The organism is Kibdelosporangium philippinense (assembly GCF_021390435.2).
GTDB classification, from domain to species: Bacteria; Actinomycetota; Actinomycetes; order Mycobacteriales; family Pseudonocardiaceae; genus Kibdelosporangium; species Kibdelosporangium philippinense.
Map to the genome: position 1 here is coordinate 1,737,996 of NZ_JAJVCN010000003.1, position 18,019 is coordinate 1,756,014.

At 64.9% G+C, this 18,019-nt stretch carries 14 protein-coding genes and 1 pseudogene; 9 read left to right on the top strand and 6 right to left on the bottom strand.

Going from position 1 to position 18,019, the window contains the following annotated elements:
* The first annotated feature begins 117 nt into the window (after positions 1-117).
* Positions 118-774: a response regulator transcription factor gene (locus LWC34_RS40320; protein ID WP_233730466.1), complete on the top strand. Its 657-nt coding sequence runs from the start codon at positions 118-120 to the stop codon at positions 772-774.
* The gene (locus tag LWC34_RS40325) at positions 771-1,931 is read left to right on the top strand and encodes a sensor histidine kinase (protein WP_233730467.1); all 1,161 of its coding nucleotides are present in this window, start codon (positions 771-773) and stop codon (positions 1,929-1,931) included. Before LWC34_RS40320 ends, LWC34_RS40325 begins: the two co-directional genes overlap by 4 nt.
* A 206-nt stretch (positions 1,932-2,137) precedes the next feature.
* On the opposite strand, the pseudogene LWC34_RS40330 reads toward LWC34_RS40325, so the two are convergent.
* A pseudogene (locus LWC34_RS40330) lies at positions 2,138-2,905 on the bottom strand (glycosyltransferase 87 family protein); the annotation flags it as partial.
* A 261-nt stretch (positions 2,906-3,166) separates the two neighbouring features.
* Between LWC34_RS40330 and sepH the strand changes: the two are divergent.
* Entirely contained in the window at positions 3,167-4,204 is a 1,038-nt protein-coding gene (sepH, locus tag LWC34_RS40335; RefSeq protein WP_233731002.1) for a septation protein SepH, read from the top strand.
* 439 nt (positions 4,205-4,643) lie between these two features.
* Here the strand turns inward: sepH and LWC34_RS40340 are convergent, their stop codons facing one another.
* The 3 genes from LWC34_RS40340 to LWC34_RS40350 are packed head-to-tail and all read right to left on the bottom strand — an operon-like array spanning position 4,644 to position 7,852.
* Positions 4,644-5,597, bottom strand: coding sequence for a hypothetical protein (locus LWC34_RS40340; RefSeq protein ID WP_233730468.1), 954 nt, complete (start codon positions 5,595-5,597; stop codon positions 4,644-4,646).
* 5 nt (positions 5,598-5,602) lie between these two features.
* On the bottom strand, positions 5,603-6,106 hold the full coding sequence (locus LWC34_RS40345) for a SigE family RNA polymerase sigma factor (protein WP_233730469.1): 504 nt from the start codon (positions 6,104-6,106) through the stop codon (positions 5,603-5,605).
* 60 nt (positions 6,107-6,166) lie between these two features.
* Positions 6,167-7,852, bottom strand: a complete 1,686-nt coding sequence (locus LWC34_RS40350; protein ID WP_233730470.1) for a glycosyl transferase — start codon at positions 7,850-7,852, stop codon at positions 6,167-6,169.
* A 178-nt stretch (positions 7,853-8,030) separates the two neighbouring features.
* Between LWC34_RS40350 and LWC34_RS40355 the strand changes: the two genes are divergently transcribed.
* Together LWC34_RS40355 and LWC34_RS40360 are read left to right on the top strand one after the other, a co-directional pair.
* Positions 8,031-9,803 carry an ABC transporter ATP-binding protein gene (locus LWC34_RS40355; protein ID WP_233730471.1) on the top strand — a complete coding sequence of 591 codons (1,773 nt, stop codon included), beginning with the start codon at positions 8,031-8,033 and terminating at the stop codon, positions 9,801-9,803.
* Positions 9,800-11,620 carry an ABC transporter ATP-binding protein gene (locus LWC34_RS40360; protein ID WP_233730472.1) on the top strand — a complete coding sequence of 607 codons (1,821 nt, stop codon included), beginning with the start codon at positions 9,800-9,802 and terminating at the stop codon, positions 11,618-11,620. The genes LWC34_RS40355 and LWC34_RS40360 overlap by 4 nt, the downstream gene beginning before the upstream one ends.
* A gap of 38 nt (positions 11,621-11,658) precedes the next feature.
* Here LWC34_RS40360 and LWC34_RS40365 read toward each other — a convergent pair whose 3' ends face one another.
* A complete protein-coding gene (locus tag LWC34_RS40365) occupies positions 11,659-12,234 on the bottom strand; it encodes a DUF2537 domain-containing protein (protein WP_233730473.1) in 576 nt (191 codons plus the stop codon).
* A gap of 8 nt (positions 12,235-12,242) precedes the next feature.
* Positions 12,243-13,055, bottom strand: coding sequence for a TrmH family RNA methyltransferase (locus LWC34_RS40370; RefSeq protein WP_235730311.1), 813 nt, complete (start codon positions 13,053-13,055; stop codon positions 12,243-12,245).
* Between the two features lie 171 nt (positions 13,056-13,226).
* Between LWC34_RS40370 and LWC34_RS40375 the strand changes: the two genes are divergently transcribed.
* From LWC34_RS40375 to LWC34_RS40390, 4 genes are read left to right on the top strand one after another with little or no spacing between them, the layout of a single operon-like run.
* Positions 13,227-14,723: a glutamate-cysteine ligase family protein gene (locus tag LWC34_RS40375; protein ID WP_233730474.1), complete on the top strand. Its 1,497-nt coding sequence runs from the start codon at positions 13,227-13,229 to the stop codon at positions 14,721-14,723.
* A gap of 9 nt (positions 14,724-14,732) precedes the next feature.
* Positions 14,733-15,329 (top strand): TetR/AcrR family transcriptional regulator, encoded by a 597-nt coding sequence (locus tag LWC34_RS40380; protein ID WP_233730475.1) that lies wholly within the window; start codon positions 14,733-14,735, stop codon positions 15,327-15,329.
* Between the two features lie 57 nt (positions 15,330-15,386).
* On the top strand, positions 15,387-16,052 hold the full coding sequence (locus LWC34_RS40385; RefSeq protein WP_233730476.1) for a biliverdin-producing heme oxygenase: 666 nt from the start codon (positions 15,387-15,389) through the stop codon (positions 16,050-16,052).
* Positions 16,030-17,574, top strand: a complete 1,545-nt coding sequence (locus tag LWC34_RS40390; RefSeq protein ID WP_233730477.1) for a recombinase family protein — start codon at positions 16,030-16,032, stop codon at positions 17,572-17,574. Before LWC34_RS40385 ends, LWC34_RS40390 begins: the two co-directional genes overlap by 23 nt.
* Positions 17,575-18,019: the final 445 nt, after the last annotated feature.

Genomic DNA, 18,019 nt, shown 5'->3' on the forward strand with positions numbered 1-18,019 from the left:
TCCGACCCCCGACAGCCCGGACCCGCTCGCTTCGAATTTCTAGAGACCGGCCGATTCGGCGGCGTTAAGCGAAAGCGCTTATCTGGCGCTTAACCCCAGTTCGGGGACACTGTCCACATGCGAGTTCTGGTCGTCGAGGACGAACGGCTGCTCGCCGACACCCTGGCCGAAGGGCTGCGGCGGCTTTCCATGGCAGTTGACGTGGTCTACGACGGCGACGCGGCGCTCGAACGCGTCCACGTGCACAGCTACGACGTCGTGGTCCTCGACCGTGACCTGCCCAAGGTGCACGGCGACGACGTCTGCCGGTCGATCATCGACTCGGGCGGCGAGGCCAGGGTGCTGATGCTGACCGCGGCGGGCGACGTCAACGATCGGGTGACGGGCCTGCGGCTGGGTGCCGATGACTACCTGACCAAACCGTTCGCGTTCGACGAGCTGGTGGCCAGGGTGCAAGCGCTTGCGCGCCGGGCCCGGCCCGCGCTGCCGCCCGTGCTGCAACGGTCCGGTGTCGTGCTGGATTTGCCCCGCCACCAGGCGTCGCGCGACGGCAGGCACCTCGCGCTCTCGCCGAAGGAGTTCGCCGTGCTCGAAGTGCTCATGCGGGCGGAAGGCAACGTGGTCAGCGCCGAGGATCTGCTGGAGAAGGCATGGGACGAGCACACCGACCCGTTCACCAACGCGGTCCGGGTCGCGGTGATGACCTTGCGGCGCAAACTCGGCGATCCCCCGGTGATCGACACGCTGCCCGGCGCTGGGTATCGACTGTCATGAACCGCTGGTCGGTCCGCACGCGCCTGTCAGTCATCTACGGCCTCGTCTTCATGGCCGTCGGCGTGGTGCTCGTAGTGATCAACTACCTGCTGCTGATGGGCGTATTGCCGCAGCCTGCCGCGTTCGTCGCGGCGGTGCCCGGCTACGCGATCCCGGACGGCGTGACGACGACGGCACGTATGCAGACGGTCGACACAGTGGCGGACTACCGGGCGTCGACGATCCAGACAATGCTGCTGACCTCGGGAATCGCCCTGCTGGCCGCGGGCGCGATCGCAGCGCTGATGTCCTGGTACATCGCGGGCCGCGTGCTGCGTCCCGTGCACACGATCACCGCGACGGCCCGCAGACTCGGCGCGGAGAGCCTGAACCGGCGGATCTACCTCGACGGGCCGGATGACGAGCTGAAAGAGCTCGCCAACACGTTCGACGGGATGCTCGACCGGCTCGCTTCGGCCTTCGACAGCCAGACGCACTTCGTGGCGAACGCATCACACGAACTGCGTACCCCACTCGCGGTCCAGCGCACGCTGGTCGAGGTCGCTATGGCTGACCCGAAAGCATCGCCTGAGCTGCGCAGGCTCGGCGAGCATCTGCTGGTCACCAATGAGCGCAGCGAACGCCTGATCGAGGGACTGCTCGTGCTCGCACGCAGCGACCGTGGCCTGCGCGGGCGCGTGCCGGTGCGGCTCGATCAGGTGGCCGAGACCGTGCTGCTCGGATCCATCGGTCTGGCCGACCAGTACAACGTGACGATCAAGAAGAACCTTCGGCCACGGACCGTCGCCGGTGATCCCGTGCTGCTCGAACGGCTGATCACCAACCTCGTGCACAACGCGATCCGCTACAACGTTTCCGACGGTTCGGTTTCGGTCGAAATAGCCGATTCGCCCGCGTTGCGCGTGGTCAACACCGGTCCTGTCGTGCCGGTCGAGGCGCTGCCCGGATTGTTCGAACCGTTCCGCAGGCTCGAACGCACATCCACGTCCGGCGGCTCCGGGTTGGGGCTGTCGATCGTGCGATCCGTGGTCAAGGCCCACGACGGGTCGATCGGGGTCGCCGCGCGCCCGTCCGGCGGGCTGGATTTGCGGGTTGACCTGCCGCCTGCCGCGTACGCCACGATCACGCCCAACAGGACGATCCCGGCGAGCACGTAACTGTCGGCCACGAGCTGCTGCCAGACTCCGTCCTTCCAGCCGCCGCTCTCGAACATCCAGACCGGCGTGACGATGGCGACGGCCGCGGCCAGAACCACCGCCGCCCCGATCGCGACGCGACGCTCAGTAATCGCGGTCCAGCCGAAGACAACCAGCACCGGAATCAGCCACACCCAGTGGTGCACCCACGAAATCGGCGACACGAGCAACCCGCACAACGCCGTTACCGCCAGTCCGACTGGCCCGCTTGTGCGTCGAATCACGAACACTGTCAAGGCAACGATCACCGCGGCGGGCAGAACCCACCAGAAATCAACGGACAACCGGGCGAACGCACCACGAAGTGACTGGTTGCCAACGAAATCCGGGCCGCCAATTCGTTCCCCGTTGAACAACAACACGGTCCAGTACGTCAGCGAACTGCCAGGCAGAACCACCCAGGCCACCGCGGTTGCCGCGAGAAAGGTCACACCCGCGCGCAGCGCCGCGCGATAGTCCTTGCGTATGAGGAAGAACAGGACGAACACGGCTGGCGTGAGCTTGATCGCCGCAGCGAGGCCGATCAACGCGCCGCGCCAGCGCTTGTTCGGCAACAGACAGTCGGCGGCGACCAGTGCCATCAACAGAATGTTGATCTGCCCGTAGCCAAGCGTGGCACGGAACGGATCCATCCCCGCGGCGAGCAACTGCACACCGATCGCGACGATCGCGGGCAGCACAAGGCCCTTTTCCCGGCCCCGCAAGCTCACCACGAAGCCGAACACCACGACGAACAGCAGCGCGACCGAGATCACGGTGAGTACAAGGAAACCCGCCTGCAACGGCACCCAAGTCGTGGGAACGAAGGCAAGGATGGCGAACGGCGGGTAGGTGAACGGCAGAAGGATGCCACGGCGCGTCGGCGGCAACACGCCGTATGGATCACCGCTCTGCAGCCATGTCAATGCGCCAAGTCGGTAGATCTCGAAATCCATGCCGTCCAACACCTTCAGCCAGACGATCAGCGTGATCGCGGCCAGCTCTGCGACGACGATTCCGAGGAGTGTTGATCCCCGCACCTGTGATTCCTCCGTTCTGCCTAACCAAAGTACTGACTAAAGGAGTGCGAATCCGCTGGGGATGCGGGAAGATCGAAGTGAGTATCTCGCTGAGGCGCGGCGCGCCTCCGTCGTCAAGGAGGCGCGCCGTAATAACGTCACAAAGTCAGCGAGGTGAAGTCATTCGGGAGGCTTGAGGTGCGCGCGCTGCGAGTGGTCGGGCTCGGAGAGGATGGCAACACTGTCATCCTCGAAGACCCGATGCGTGGCGAGCGTTTCCAACTGCCGGCGGACGAGCGGCTCAGAGCGGCCGCCCGTGGCGACGTCACCAGACTCGGCCAGATCGAAATCGAGCTGGAGAGCCAGATGCGCCCACGTGAAATCCAGGCCCGCATCCGTGCGGGCGAGTCCGTCGCGCAGGTCGCCTCGGCGTCCGGGCTGCCGGAGGACAAGGTCGAACGGTTCGCCTACCCGGTGCTGCTCGAACGATCGCGTACCGCCGACCTGGCCCAGCGTGCCCACCCAGTCCGCGAGGACGGTCCGGACGTGCAAACCCTCGGCGAGGTGTGCGCGCACGCGTTCGGCCTGCGCGGCCAGGAGTACTCGGAAGCGGTCTGGGACTCGTGGAAGAACGAGGAAAACAAGTGGATCGTGCAGCTGCGCTGGACAGCGGGCCGCTCGGACAACCACGCACACTGGTCCTTCCACCCCGGTGCGCACGGCGGCACGGTGACTCCGCTCGACGATCATGCCCATGACCTGCTCGACCCGAACCCGAACCGGTCTTTGCGGACCGTTCGGCCGGTGACCGAGCTGGCTCGGCAAGCGCTTGCGGTGGAGGCTCCGCCGCGTCCGGAGCCTGCGGTTCAGCCTGAGCCGGTGTATCAGGAGGCTGAGCCGGTCTACCAGCCGCCTGTCCAGGAGGAGCCGGTTTATCAGCAGCCGGTGCACCGGGAGCCTGAGCCTGTTCAGCCGCCTGCACCGGTGGCTTCTCCGGAGCCAGAGCCTGCGGTGGCTGAGGAGCCGTCGCCTGCTCCTGAGCCGGAACCGGTGGTCGAGCCGGAGCCTGCGGCCGCGGCTACCAAGCCGGTGCAGGAAGAACTGGTACCCGAGCCTGAGCCAAAGCAAGAAGCCGCCAAGGACAAGCCTGCACCTCGGCGCGGCAAGAAGAAGAACCACCCTGTCGTGCCCGCTTGGGAGGACGTCCTGCTCGGGGTTCGCTCCAACCGGGGCTAACGACCCCTGGGTACCTGGGCCGAGGAGGCCTGGGCATTGCGGGACGAGGGCGTAGGCAAGCTCACGTGGCCCGGGAGCCCTTGGCTATCGGGGGCTGGGCCAGGGCAAGCACCAAGCGGGCAAAGGCCAACAAGGCTGCCCGTAGGCCGAGAGCCGACGGGACCGAGCAAATCGAACAAAACCGGCAGGCACTGCCAAACCTGCGGGCCATCAGACCGAGGCCAGCGGGACCGCGCTAGCAAGCCGACAGCCAGCGAAAGGGGACAGGCTCAGCCTGTCCCCTTTCCCATGCCCCAGTTCCCCGCTCCCCACATCTGTCCCTTGGCCAAGCTCCTCCCCACCAGGAATTCGCCAGGGGGACCCCTGATTTTTACGCTATCGCAGGGGTACGACAGTTTTCCTGCACGCACGGGTTGACCTGCGGGAACAGCGTTGAAGGTCAGCGGATCGGGTTGTCGGCCCAGTTCGCTGGGTTGGTCGCGTCCGGGACGAACCGCACGGACCCGATGACGGCCTTGGCCAGTGCAAGCTGGTCTATGACGTTCCACGTCGTGAGGTTCATCTTCGAGCCGCGGTCGGAGATGCCGATGTACTCGACCCCGTAGTCGTTGCCGACGACCGTGGCTTCGTGATCACCGAGTTTCTCCTTCGGTCCAGGTCCGTAGCCGCCCAAAGTCGCGGTGAGCATCATTGACCCGCGCTCGACCGCTTCGGAGGCACTCAGCAACACCGTGACCTTGATCGGCTCGGTGGGGTCGTACATCGTGATCACCGCGGCGACCTTCAACGCGCCCAGCGCGGCCTTGTCCACGGTGAACGGCACTTTCACCTTCTTGTCCTTGGCCACCGCCACGCTCTGGCGGATTTGCTCGGCACGAGCCTGCATGTCCGGTTCCGGCCCGACGACCTGCACCGTTGCCAACGCACCCGGGGCCCATTCGAACTTCACGTCGCCTGCGAACATCCCAGGACCTGGCCCTTTCACACCCATCTCGTCACGCGCCGCGCCCGGCGGGTACACGGTGATCAAACCTCCTCCGGTGCTGCCGTCGTCCCTGACAAGATCGATCGTCTGCCTGTCCCGGCCTGTCTTGTACAAGTTCGGCCGGAATCCGCCTGCTTTGCCCACCGTGACCGCCTCGTACAGCGGGCCGAACGCCGGCTCGGTCACGGCCGGGGCAACCGGGTCAGCGGAGTAAGCCGAGGACAGGATGGGCACGCTGGCTCCGATCAGCGCGAAAACGCCTGCCACGGCCACGGCACCAGCGACGATCCGGCGTCGGCTCATCCGCCTGCCCGCGACCTTGGCCTTGGTGACGTCCACGGTGGACCGCGTGTCCGGGTCGAGTTCACGCAACGGTGCGAGCATCCGCTGCCCTTCGTTTTCAGTCATGCCCATCACCTCTCAGCCAGCAGGTTCATGTCGCCAAGGTGTTTGCGCAGAGTTGCCAGGCCGAGCGAGGTCTGGCTTTTCACGGTGCCCGCCGAGCACTTCAAGGCGTGCGCGACCGCCTCGACTGGCATGTCATAGAGGAACCGCAGCACCAGCACGGCTCGTTGCCGTGGCGGGACCCGGCGCAGTGCTGTGTGCAGGACTTGGCTGGTCTCGATGTCGGGTCCGCGGACCGGGATGTCCGGTGGTTCGTCGACCACGCGGGTCCGGGAGAACCAGCCTGTGCGTTGTTCGGTCAAGAAAGCCCGGACCACGATGGCCCGGACGTAGGCGTCAAGGTTGTCCGCCGCCTGTGCCTTTCGCCAGTGCACGTACAGCTTGGTGATCGCGTTCTGGACGATGTCGTCCGCGCGATGGCTGTCTCCGCACAGCAGGTAGGCGATTCTGCGTAAGGCAGGCAACCGGACGGTGACGTACTCGGTGTAGCGCTCTTCGTCTGACGCTCGCACAACCCACCCCCTTTCATCAGGGGGACAACGCCAGAAACACCATCGGTTGTGTGGCGCCGGTCACACAACCCATGTCCAGACCCCGCCAACATAGGTTCCGTGACCGAACAACAGTTCGCACACCGCGCGAAGCTCACGCTGCCGTTCATGCGGCCCGAGCACGACCACTCCGGCCCGCCAATACCGCAGGTCGATCCGAGCCTGCGCGATCTCCGCGGGGCCGATCGTGCGGTCGTACCCCTGAGCGACCTCGTCAAGCAGGCGGCTCGTGGGCCGCTGGACCGCGCCGTAGTGCCCAAGCTCCTCGCGGTCGGGCCCGACGAAGTAGCCCTCGGCCATGTTGAACCCCATGCCCGCTTGGGCCTGCCAATACAGGGGCAGCGAGTTCCCTGGGCCCGCCAAGGGCACGGTTACGACCGATTTGTCCGGTCCTGCGTTGGCACGCCACATGCCCTCGGTGAAGTACGCCGGGGTGTCCGCGCGCGAGATGATGGGCAGTGGGGTCGGAGCCAGTGGGATCAAGATCGCGGCCAATGCCCCGAACCACAGCAGCCGCAGCGGGATGTGCGTCGCATGCTGCGCGAGCGTGAGAATTCGATAGCACGCCATGGCGAGCAAGATGCCAATCAACGGCACGCAAGCCATGAACAGCCGCGGCCCGAGCATCGAGTCGTACAACGGCAGCTCGGATACCAGTTGCCACGGCAACGGGAACCCGGTGTTCTCGCCGTTGATCTTGAGTTCCCACCCGAGGGACAGCACAGCCATCGCGACCGTCGTGATCACGAGAGCACGAGCCGCGGCCACGCGCCAGAGCCAGATCGCCAGTACGACCAAGAAGATCACCAACGGCCAGCCCAGGAAGGCGTTTTCCTCCGTCGGGTTGATCGCGACCTTGCCCGCGGACTCCGGATCCCCGGCGATCGAGTAACTCCCGAAGGCCGTGATCGACGCCAGGTCGTTGCCTGCCGGTCCATGCCCGAGACCGTCGTAACTCTGCGGCCCCACGAACTGCTGCCACAAGGGATAAGCCACCAGGACAAGCGTGACCGCGGCCCCGATTCCGATGCCTTTGAGCAAATGCTTGCTCAACACCGATGGCCAGGCCAGCCCGAAGATCAGCAGGGCCGTCGCCGTGATCAGCAATGGCTCTTCGCCGAGGAATACCTGATATGCCACCAGCAGGCCGAGGATCACGCCGTGCTTCACCAGCTTTTCGCCTCTGGCGAGGTGGATCAGCCGGGAGACGATGAACGGCACCAGGAACAACGCCGTGAAGTTCGGGTGCGCGGTCGCGTGCGTCACCATCGGCGGCGCGAAGGCGCAGAACGCTCCACCGATCGCCGCCGCTGTCCGGCTGTCCACCATGTGGCGGGAGATCACCCAGTACCAGCCGGCCGCGTTCGCCGCGACGCTTCCCGTCAACGCGACCGTCCATGTCACGGTCGAGCCGAAGAGCCATGTGATCGGCGCCAGTGGGATTCCCAGGCCGAGCACCGACGTGTTGGCCATCATGTTCACGCCGGTCGGGTAGTTCTGCAGCGTCGTGAAGAACGCGTCGCCCGGTGCGGCCGCCGCCAGCGCGAAGAACCACTCGAACATGTTCTGGTCCTGCATGCTGTTGTACAGGTAGCCGTTACGCAGGTCCGTCCACATCAGACTGTAGAGCAGTACGGAAGCCAGTACGTAGATCCCGATCACGATCAGGTCGCGCGCGGTCACGCGCGTCGTCACGTGTCGGATCACCGGGCTCTTCTGCAGCACATTAGAAAGACCCTTCGGACCGCTAGCAGGTTGCATCGAGTCCCCGACAGTTGACCTCAAGTGTGCTTGAGGTCGCACGATGGCGAGGAAATTCGGATGCACCGGCACAGCGTTCCTTTGTAACGTCGAGGGCTGGCACGAAGAAGTTTGGGGGCACGGAATGAAACAGGCGGAGCAACCGCGCTCGGCCTATCAATCCTTGTGGCGCCTTGGCCCGTACGCGCGGCCGTGGCGCCGATACCTGATACTCGGGATCATCGCCACAGTCGGCGGAATGGCCGCGGGACTGACTATTCCACTGGTGATCCAGAGCATTCTCGACGGCCCCATCGCCAGGGGTGAGATCTCCGGCCTGCTCTGGCCGGTACTCGCGGTGGCGCTGCTCGGCTCCGCGGAGGCCGGGCTTTTCTATTTCCGCCGGAAGGTACTCGCCCGGCCGACAACGCACATCGAAGCGCGCATGCGCCGCGACCTCTACGCGCACCTGCAGCGGCTGCCGGTCTCGTTTCACGATCGCTGGCAGTCCGGGCAGCTGCTGTCCCGCGCGGTGGCCGACCTGTCCACCATCCGCGGGTTCATCGCGTTCGTCGCGATCTTCCTTGTGGTCAACAGCCTTACCCTGCTCGGCGGCCTGATCGTGCTGTTCGGCCTGAACTTCTGGCTCGGTCTGACGGTACTTCTCGCCGCGCTGCCGCTGATCACGATCTCCACGGTGTTCGAGCGTAAATACAAGGTCGTCGCCCGGCTCGCGCAGGACCAGGATGGCGACCTCGCGACCACGGTCGAGGAATCCGCACTGGGCATCCGGGTGCTCAAGGCGTTCGGCCGCGGCCCGCACCTGGCAGGCAAGTTCCGCAAGCAGGCCAAGCTGTTGCGCGGTACGGAACTGCGCAAGGTGCGGATCTCGTCGTTGCTGTGGGGCGCGATCGTCCTGCTGCCGGAAATCGGCATCGCTGGGCAGCTGCTGGTGGGCACGACCGGCATCGTCAACGGGACGATGACCGTCGGCACGCTGGTCGCGGCCATGGCCGTGGCCGCGTATCTGCGGTGGCCGACCGATTCGATCGGCTGGCTGCTGGCGGAGACCAACATGGCCGCTGCCGCCGCTGACCGGTACTTCGAGGTGATGGACGAGCCGGTGACGGTGGCCGATCCGGCGGACGCCAAGCCGGCAGCCAGCCCAGCTCGTGGTCACCTCCGGTTCAGCAACGTCCATTTCAGGCACTCCGAGGGCAGCAAGGAAATCCTCAGCGGGGTGGACCTCGACGTGCGGCCCGGGGAAACCGTAGCGCTTGTCGGCGCGACCGGTTCCGGCAAGACGACGCTGACCGCGTTGGTGCCGCGCCTTGCCGACGTGACCGGCGGCCAGATCACCATCGATGGCGTGAACGTGGCCGACATGCGACTGGCTGACCTGCGGACATTGGTGTCGATGGCGTTCGAGGAGCCGGTGCTGTTCTCCGCGAGCGTGCGGGAGAACGTGGCGCTCGGCACAGGCGAGGCCACCGACGAGCAGGTCTGGCAGGCATTGCGGATCGCTCAGGCGGACAAGTTCGTCGAGGCGTTGCCGTGGGGCTTGGACACCCGGATCGGCGAACAGGGCCTGTCGCTTTCCGGCGGACAACGGCAGCGGTTGGCGCTGGCCAGGGCGATCGTGGGCAGGCCGTCGGTCCTCGTGCTCGACGACCCTTTGTCCGCTTTGGACGTGCACACCGAGGCCGAAGTGGAACGCGCGTTGCGTGAGGTGCTTTCCGGGGTGACCGCGCTGGTCGTGGCGCACCGGCCGAGCACGGTCCAGCTCGCCGACCGGGTGGCGATGCTGGCCGATGGGCGTATCGCGGCCGTCGGTACCCATTCGGAACTACTGGCGAGCAACCCGGCTTACCGGAAGCTTTTGTCCACTTTGGATGCACCTGAGGAGGTGAGGGCATGACGCAGGACGATTCGTGGCGTGGCGTCGCCGCGGAAGAGGTCCAGGAGCTGGACGCGAAAGTCGGCGCCAAACTGCAGGCGCGGTCACGCAAGCTGCTCGGATCGCTTGTCCGCCCGCACCTCTGGCCCGCCGCGGCCGCGCTGACGCTGGTGGTCTTGCAGAACCTGGTGTCGCTGGCGGGTCCGTTGCTGATCGCCGCGGCGATCGACACCGGCATCCCGTCGGCACTCCGGGGCGACACCAGCATTCTCGCGTGGTGCATCGGCGGTTACGCACTGAGCGCGATCGCCAACTCCGGCTTGCTGATGGCGTTCCAGCGGCTGGCCGCGCGGATCAGCCAGAACGTGTTGCTCGACCTGCGTGGGCGGCTGTTCCGGCACGTACAACGGCTTTCCTTGTCGTTCCACGAGTCCTACACGTCCGGCAAGGTCATCTCCAGGCTGACCGCGGACATGGACTCGATTGGCAAGCTGCTGGAAGACGGCTTGGACAACCTGCTGAACGCGGTGCTGTCGCTGGCGTTCATCGGGACGTTGCTGCTCATCCTCGACGTGCCGCTCGCGTTGATCGTGATGGCGGGCTTCATCCCGCTTGTGTTGACGTTGCGCTGGTTCCGGGTCACTTCCGGCCGGGCGTACCGGCGGACGCGCACGGCGATCGCCAAGGTGATCGTGCAGTTCGTCGAGACCATGAACGGAATCCGCGCGGTGCAAGCGTTCCGCCGCGAGCACCGCAATGAGTCCATTATGGACGTCGACAACGCCGAGTACCGGGATGCCAACTACACCGCCACGAGCGCGGTCGCGACATTCGCGGCGATGGTGCGGTTCATCGGCAACGTATCGCTGGCGATCGTCCTCGGGATCGGTGCGTGGCGGGTCACCGGCGGCAGCTTGGAACTCGGCGTGCTGACCGCGTTCACGCTGTACCTGCGCCGGTTCTACGACCCGCTCGACGAGTTGGCGCAGGTCGCGAACTCGTACGCCTCGGCGAGCGCGGCGCTGGAGAAGATCTCCGGCGTCCTCGAAGAAGAGCCGACGGTCGTCGAAGCAGTCAAGCCGAAACCGTTGCCACCGGGCGGAACCATCGAGTTCCAGCAGGTCGAGTTCCGCTACGGCCCGGACACACCGGTTGTCCTGCCGAAGTTCGACCTGACCATCCCAGCTGGACAGACGGTCGCGCTCGTCGGTGCGACGGGTGCGGGCAAGTCCACGATCGCCAAGCTGGTCGCCAGGTTCTACGACCCGACGGCCGGATCCGTGCGACTGTCCGGAGTGGACCTTCGGGACGCGGCGGACGAGGACCTGCGCGACAAGGTGGTCATGGTGACGCAGGAGAACTTCCTGTTCTCCGGCTCGGTCGCGGACAACATCGCGCTCGGCAAGCCGTCGGCGACCCGAGGCGAGATCGAGTCGGCGGCCGCGGCGGTCGGCGCGCACGAGTTCATCGCGGCGCTGCCGGATGGCTACGACACCGACGTGCGTAAGCGCGGTGGCAGGCTTTCCGCAGGTCAACGCCAGTTGGTCGCGTTCGCGCGAGCCTTCCTCGCCGACCCGGCCGTACTCGTGCTCGACGAGGCCACGTCCAGCCTGGACGTGCCCGGCGAACGAGCGGTGCAGGCGGCCCTGGAAACCGTGCTGACCGACCGGACAGCCGTGATCATGGCGCACCGCCTGTCAACAGTGCTGATCGCCGACCGTGTGCTCGTGGTCGAAGGCGGCCGGATCGTCGAAGACGGCTCCCCAGCCGACCTGGTAGCCGAAGGCCGAGGCGAGTTCGCGGCCCTGCACCAAGCCTGGCTCGAGAGTTTGGCCTGATCAACCCTCGTGAGTGTTTTCGCCGGTCACTCACGAGGTCAGAGCAGCACAAACAGGAGGCCGACCCAGCCGAGGGCGAGGCCTGCCGCGACTCCGAGGGCGACCCAGCGCCAGATCAGGACATTGCGGGCAAGCCAGACTGATGGCGCCAGGCCTGCGGTGACCACGGCATTGGCGCCGATCGCCAGCAACGCGCTGGTCTCGCTCAACGTGATCGCCAAGGTCAGCACGGCCGCGAACGTCACGATCGCCATCAGGCCGCTCACGGTCAGACCGGTCGGCCACGGCGTCTCCTCGACCACCGGCTGAGGCGGCGCGGGAGGCTCCGGCGCGGCGTCGACGAACAGGACTTCGCCGGTCAAGGGGTCGTGGTAGCGCACGGTCATCTGCAGGACCGCTGAGAGTCTGTCCGCGAGCTGCATGCCCCGCCGGGACACCAGGACGGCGGCCGAGGCGTCCTCTGGCGCGTCAGCGCGCTGCATGGCGGCCACGACCCGGGCCCATTCGTGCAGGTCCGTGGTCAGCTCGGCTGGCACGTCGAGCAGTTGCGGGTCGATGACCTCGTCATCAGGCCCGATGAGCTCGGCTCGCTCACGGTTCGTGCGCAATTCCACGCCAACAGCTAACCAGTACCGACTGCGTAAAACGCGACGGCACCAGCCGTGGCGACGTTCAAGGAGTCAACGCCACCCGCCATGGGGATACGCACAGCGTGATCGGCGGCGTCGATCGCCTCGTCGGTCAGGCCTGGCCCTTCCGAACCGAGCAGTACGGCGACCGGACCATCGATGGTGACTTCGTTCAGCGGCACCGAATCCGCCCTCGGGGTCAACGCGAGCACCTGGAAACCTTTGCTCTGCAAGTGTTTCAACGCACCCGGCCATTCGGTCACGGTCGTGAACGGCACCGCGAGCACGTGACCCATCGAGACGCGGACACTGCGGCGGTACAACGGATCACTGCATCCCGGGCCGAGCACCACACCGCCGAACCCGAGCGCTGCCACGTTACGGAACAGCGCGCCGAGGTTCTCGTGATCGCCGACGCCTTCAAGGACAGCGAGCCTTTTCTTGCCGGTCAGGTCGTCGAGGCTCCATGGTTTGACCTTGTCGGCGACCGCGAGCACACCGCGATTCAGGTGAAATCCGACGACCTCGGCCATCACGTCGGCTGATGTGACGTATGCGGGGACCGAACTGTCCACTTCGGCGTCAAGCTCGGCGATCCGGCGCTCCACTCCGAGCAGCGAGCGCACCGGGTACGGCGAGGCGAGCAGGCGCCGGACGACCACCACTCCTTCGGCGATGACCAGGCCCTTTCCGCCTGGCCGGTCCGGCCGGCGGTCGGCCGTGGTGAGGTCGCGGAAGTCGTCGAGCCGCGGGTCTGCTGGGTCTGTTATCCGGATCACCTCGGCCACAAGGGGTGATCTTTCCATGATTGGTGCTCCCGGTTGACGGGAAACCCCGCTATGACCGACTGCCCTCTCTAGCGCGGAGCGTTATACGCGAGTGACTGACAGCACCGATTTGGCCGCTAGCAATCGCGTTGGTTGCTGTGTCAACGTTGATTTTCCTGCTGCGGCCGAGCCGAGCGAAGGGGAGGCGGCATGGGAAGGGACGTGACTGCCGGGGCCTACTCCCGGGAGGACCGCCAACACTATCGCCGCAAAGTCCAGCGGTGTCTTGACGCATTGGCCGCGATGCTCAACAGCGAATCGTTCGCTTTCCACCGCAGGCACATGGGTCTTGAGATCGAACTCAACCTTGTCGACGACAAGCTGCATCCGGCGATGACCAATGCCGTTGTGCTGGAAAAGATCGCGGACCCGGACTTCGTGATGGAGCTTGGCCAGCACAATCTCGAGCTGAACGTGCGGCCGAGACCGTTGGACGGCAGCGGGGCGATCGAGCTCGAGGAGGACATCCGCGCCTCCTTGACCCGGGCCAACACCAAGGCGCACGACGCGGGCTCGGACCTGGTGATGATCGGGATCCTGCCCACATTGCGGGAAGAGCATTTCGACGCGCGCTGGCTTTCGCCGAACGAGCGCTACAACATCCTCAACGAGCGCATCTTCGCCGCTCGGGGCGAGGAAATGCAGCTGCACATGGAAGGCGAGCCGATGCCTGGCCAAGGCCCGGAACGCCTGCGCAGCATCGCGGAATCGATCCTGCCGGAAGCCGCGTGCACGTCGGCACAGCTGCATCTGCAGGTCGCGCCCGAGGACTTCGCCGCGCACTGGAACGCGGCGCAATGCCTGGCCGGACCTCAGGTCGCGCTCGCCGCGAACTCGCCTTTCCTGCTGGGCAAGGCACTCTGGCACGAGACCAGGATCCCGTTGTTCCAGCAGGCCACCGACACCCGGCCGGAAGAGCTGAAGAACCAGGGCGTCCGGCCGCGGGTCTGGTTCGGCGAGCGGTGGATCACGTCGATCTTCGACCTGTTCGAGGAGAACGTCCGATACTTCCCCGGCCTGTTACCGGAAGTGCACGACGAAGACCCGATGGCCGAGCTTGCCGAAGGCCGCGCGCCCACATTGCGGGAACTGCGGGTGCACAACGGAACCGTGTGGCGGTGGAACCGCCCGGTGTACGACGTGGTTGACGGCGTCCCGCATTTGCGCGTGGAAAACCGTGTGCTGCCAGCAGGTCCGACGGTTGTGGATCTCGTCGCGAACGCGGCTTTCTTCTACGGCGTGCAACGCGCACTGGTCAACGAAGACCGTCCACTCTGGACGCAGATGTCGTTCCAGGCGGCCGAGGAGAACCTGTATTCGGCGGCCCGGCACGGCCTCGGCTCGCAGCTGTACTGGCCGGGCATCGGCTGGATCCCGCCGGACGAGCTCGTCCTGCGCCGGCTGCTTCCCATGGCGCACGAGGGTTTGCGCGACTGTGGCGTCGCGGATGCCGCGCGGGAACGGTATCTGGCCGTGATCGAGCAGCGGTGTGTCGCTCGCCGTAACGGCGCTTCGTGGCAGCGGGAGACCGTGGCCAGGTTGGAGCAGCGGGGTATGCACCGGGATGCGGCGCTTGTCGGGATGCTGCGGGCGTACATCGAGCTGATGCACACCGGTGAACCGGTGCATACGTGGCCGGTCGGTTAGTGTCAGCACATGCCGAAAATCCTCGGCGAGTCGCTGGCCGAGCACCGCTCGCAGGTGCGCGCGAAGGTGTTCGACGCGATGCGCACGCTGCTGTACACCCGTGGCTTCGACGCGATCACGCTGTCCGGTGTGGCCTCGGCCGCCGGAGTCGGCCGGACCGCGATCTACAACCATTTCCCTGACCGGGAATCGCTGCTGGTCGCGTTCGTCGAGAACGAGACGTCGCAGTACGTGATCCGGCTTCGGGAAGCACTGGCCGCGGTGTCCGATCCGGTCGAGGCGCTGGCAGTGTTCGTCCGCATGCAGCTGCGCGTGCTCGCCGGACGCCACACACCGCCGGGCGCGAAGCTGAACGCCTTGCTGTCGCCGGAGGCGTATCAGCGGATGGCCGAGCACGTCGATCCGATCACCACCGAGTTGCGCACGATCCTTTCCCGTGGGATCGCCTCTGGGCAGATGGTCGACGAGGACGTGGACGTCCTCATCACGATGATCACGGCCAGTTTGGCGTCCCGCGAGGTCGTGGACGCCGGGTCGGAGCTGGACAACACAATCGAGACCGCCGTGCGCTTCATCTTGCGCGCCGTAGGAGTTAGGGTGGCCTAACTCGAAGAAATCGCCTATCCTTTTCTGACAGCGGTGTCAGATAAAGGAGACGTGAGCATGAGCCCGACGTTCTCGGAAACCCTGCGAGCCGCGACGATGCCCTCGCACGAGCAGGCGAACCACTCCCCCTACATCTCGGCACTGCTCGGCGGAGAGTTGTCAGTTGACGCCTTCGGCCAGCTGGCCAGCCAGCTGTACTTCGTCTACTCCGCTTTGGAGGAAGCCGCGGAGGCGATGCGCGACGACCCGATCGCGGGCAAGTTCGTGTTCGCTGAGCTCAACCGCCGCGAGGCATTGCGCGAGGACATGGCGTACTACTTCGGTCCATCGTGGGAGTCGCAGGTCTCAGAGCTGCCCGCGACTGCCGAGTACTGCAAGCGGATCCGCTCGGTTTCGTGGTCTGGCGAGTTCGTGGCGCATCACTACACGCGCTACCTCGGCGACATCGCGGGCGGCCAGATCATCCGGCACCGGCTGCGCAAACTGCACGGCGTCGAGGGCCCGGGGTCGATGTTCTACGTCTTCGACCAGATCCCCAGCGCTCCCAAGTTCCGAGACAACTACCGCACGCTGCTCAACGAGGCGCCGTGGAACGCGCAGGAGCGCAAGCGGGTCATCATCGAGAGCGTTCGGGCGTACGAGCTGAACGTCGCCGTTTTCGCCGCCCTTGCCACGAAGTTTCTAACGCATACTTCGACTCATGGGAACAGCACCACGTCGTGAGTGGGGCCGAACGCTCATCAAGCATGACCCTGAGCAGCTAGTTTGGGCGTTGTCGGCTCGCGAGTCGAGGACAGTCACCAAGGGTGGACCAGACGAGAAGGGGAAGGTCGACTACCAGCTCAGCGACCTTCGCAAGTTCGTCCAGGGGATCGGCGGCCGAGTCGGCCTAGAGGTTCAAGAGCCGAACGTGTCGTCGTTCAAGCGCCAACGAGTCTTGTTGCCAGATGGCACGTACGGCTACCGGGTCGTACGGCCAGACTGGGAAGCGATCATGACCGCCTTGCGGCGCGGTGAGTGCAACGCGCTGGCTGCGGTCGACATCGATCGGGCCACGCGTGACCCACGCATCTTGGAAGACTTGATCGACGCTGTAGAGCTCTACGGCGTATATGCCGTCAGTATGACCGGGAACATTGACCTGTCTACAGACGAGGGCATTTCGTCGGCCCGGCGCCTGGTAGGTCAGCGTAACGACGAGTCCCGGAATACGTCCCGCCGTATAACGAACGGCAAGCGCCTAGCGGCGTTGGAGGGGAAACACAACGGCGGCCCGCTCCGCCCGTACGGTTGGCGCAAGGATCGACTGCACGTAAACAAGCGCGAGATGAAGAACATCCGAGATGCGCTACCCCGCATATTTGCGGGGGTCAGTTCACTCACGATAGCGGCCGAGTGGAACGAACGCGGTATCGCGACGGTCACCGGCGCACAATGGCGCGCGTCAACCATTCGAAACATGTTTCTCCGGCCGCGCATGTGCGGCATGGTCATCTATCATGAGGACGTCATGAGAGACGAGGATGGCGTCCCCGTTCGTGGACGCTGGGAGCCGATTCTTTCAGACGAGGAGTACGAGAAAGTAGTTGAACAATGGGCGCCAGCAGAGAAGGGTGAAGAGTCGCGACTAGGCGGCAAGGGGCGCGGCTATAGAACCATTCATTTGCTATCCCCGTTCGTTCGATGCGGAAAATGCAACGCTCGGATGGTTTGCACCAACGACAAGATACATGGCACTGAACACCGACGGCGGCGTTATAAATGCCCTAGTCGAGGACAAGGCGGGTGCGGTGGCGTCTCGCGGGTCGCCGAGCCTATTGAACATTACATAAAGGCATTGGTAATCGCGGATCATCAGCGGATCAGCGCAGTCAAGATGAAAGAATTGCCGCCGTGGCCCAAGGAGAAGGAACTACAGGATCTAGAAGGCCGCATTAGCGAGTCCACGCGCCAATACGAAGCTGGCACATATCCAGCGGAACACTACTTCCCGAGCCTCGCGCGCATGGAAGCCAAAAAGGCCGACCTTCGCCGCGAGAAAAGCAAGTACTCGAAAGAAAGCAACTTGCGCTCGTCGACCGTTACCAACCTTGAGAGCCTGTGGGACTCGCCCAGTTTCAGCACGGAGCAGAAACAAGCGGCGATCGCAAAAAGTTTGACCGCTATCGTGATCCATCCAGCAGGCAAGGGAGCTAGACACTTTCACCCCGACCAAATCACGGTGGTCTTCCACCAGGAAAGTTGACTGATTTCCAACCTTTCCAGGCTATGTGGCCGCTTCAGGATCGCCATACCCCTCGTCAGTAAGTGCGTCAATGTCGGCAGTGGCTACGTTGCGCCCGACAGGTAGCGAAACATGGTCCGTAGAGAAGTTGGACGACCCTCGCAGGTTATCTATGTCAAAGAAGTAATTTATACGGAGCCATCTGTACCCAAAGAAGCTGTATGCGTTAGTAATTTGACGCCGCGAATTGCTGTAATTCATTATCAGCTCACCTACCCATAGGCTCCCGTGGGTCTCGGCCTGCCGACTCAACCGATCGATGTATTCGACAATGTCAGCCCGAATCTCAAGCTCGATGTGCAGATAAGGGGCAGATGCTGCGGTTTCATCCCCGAGATAGCTCACTATCTCGGCGGGGATCTTCATTCCCGATTCGGCGAGGCGGCAGCATACATGCTTGACGATG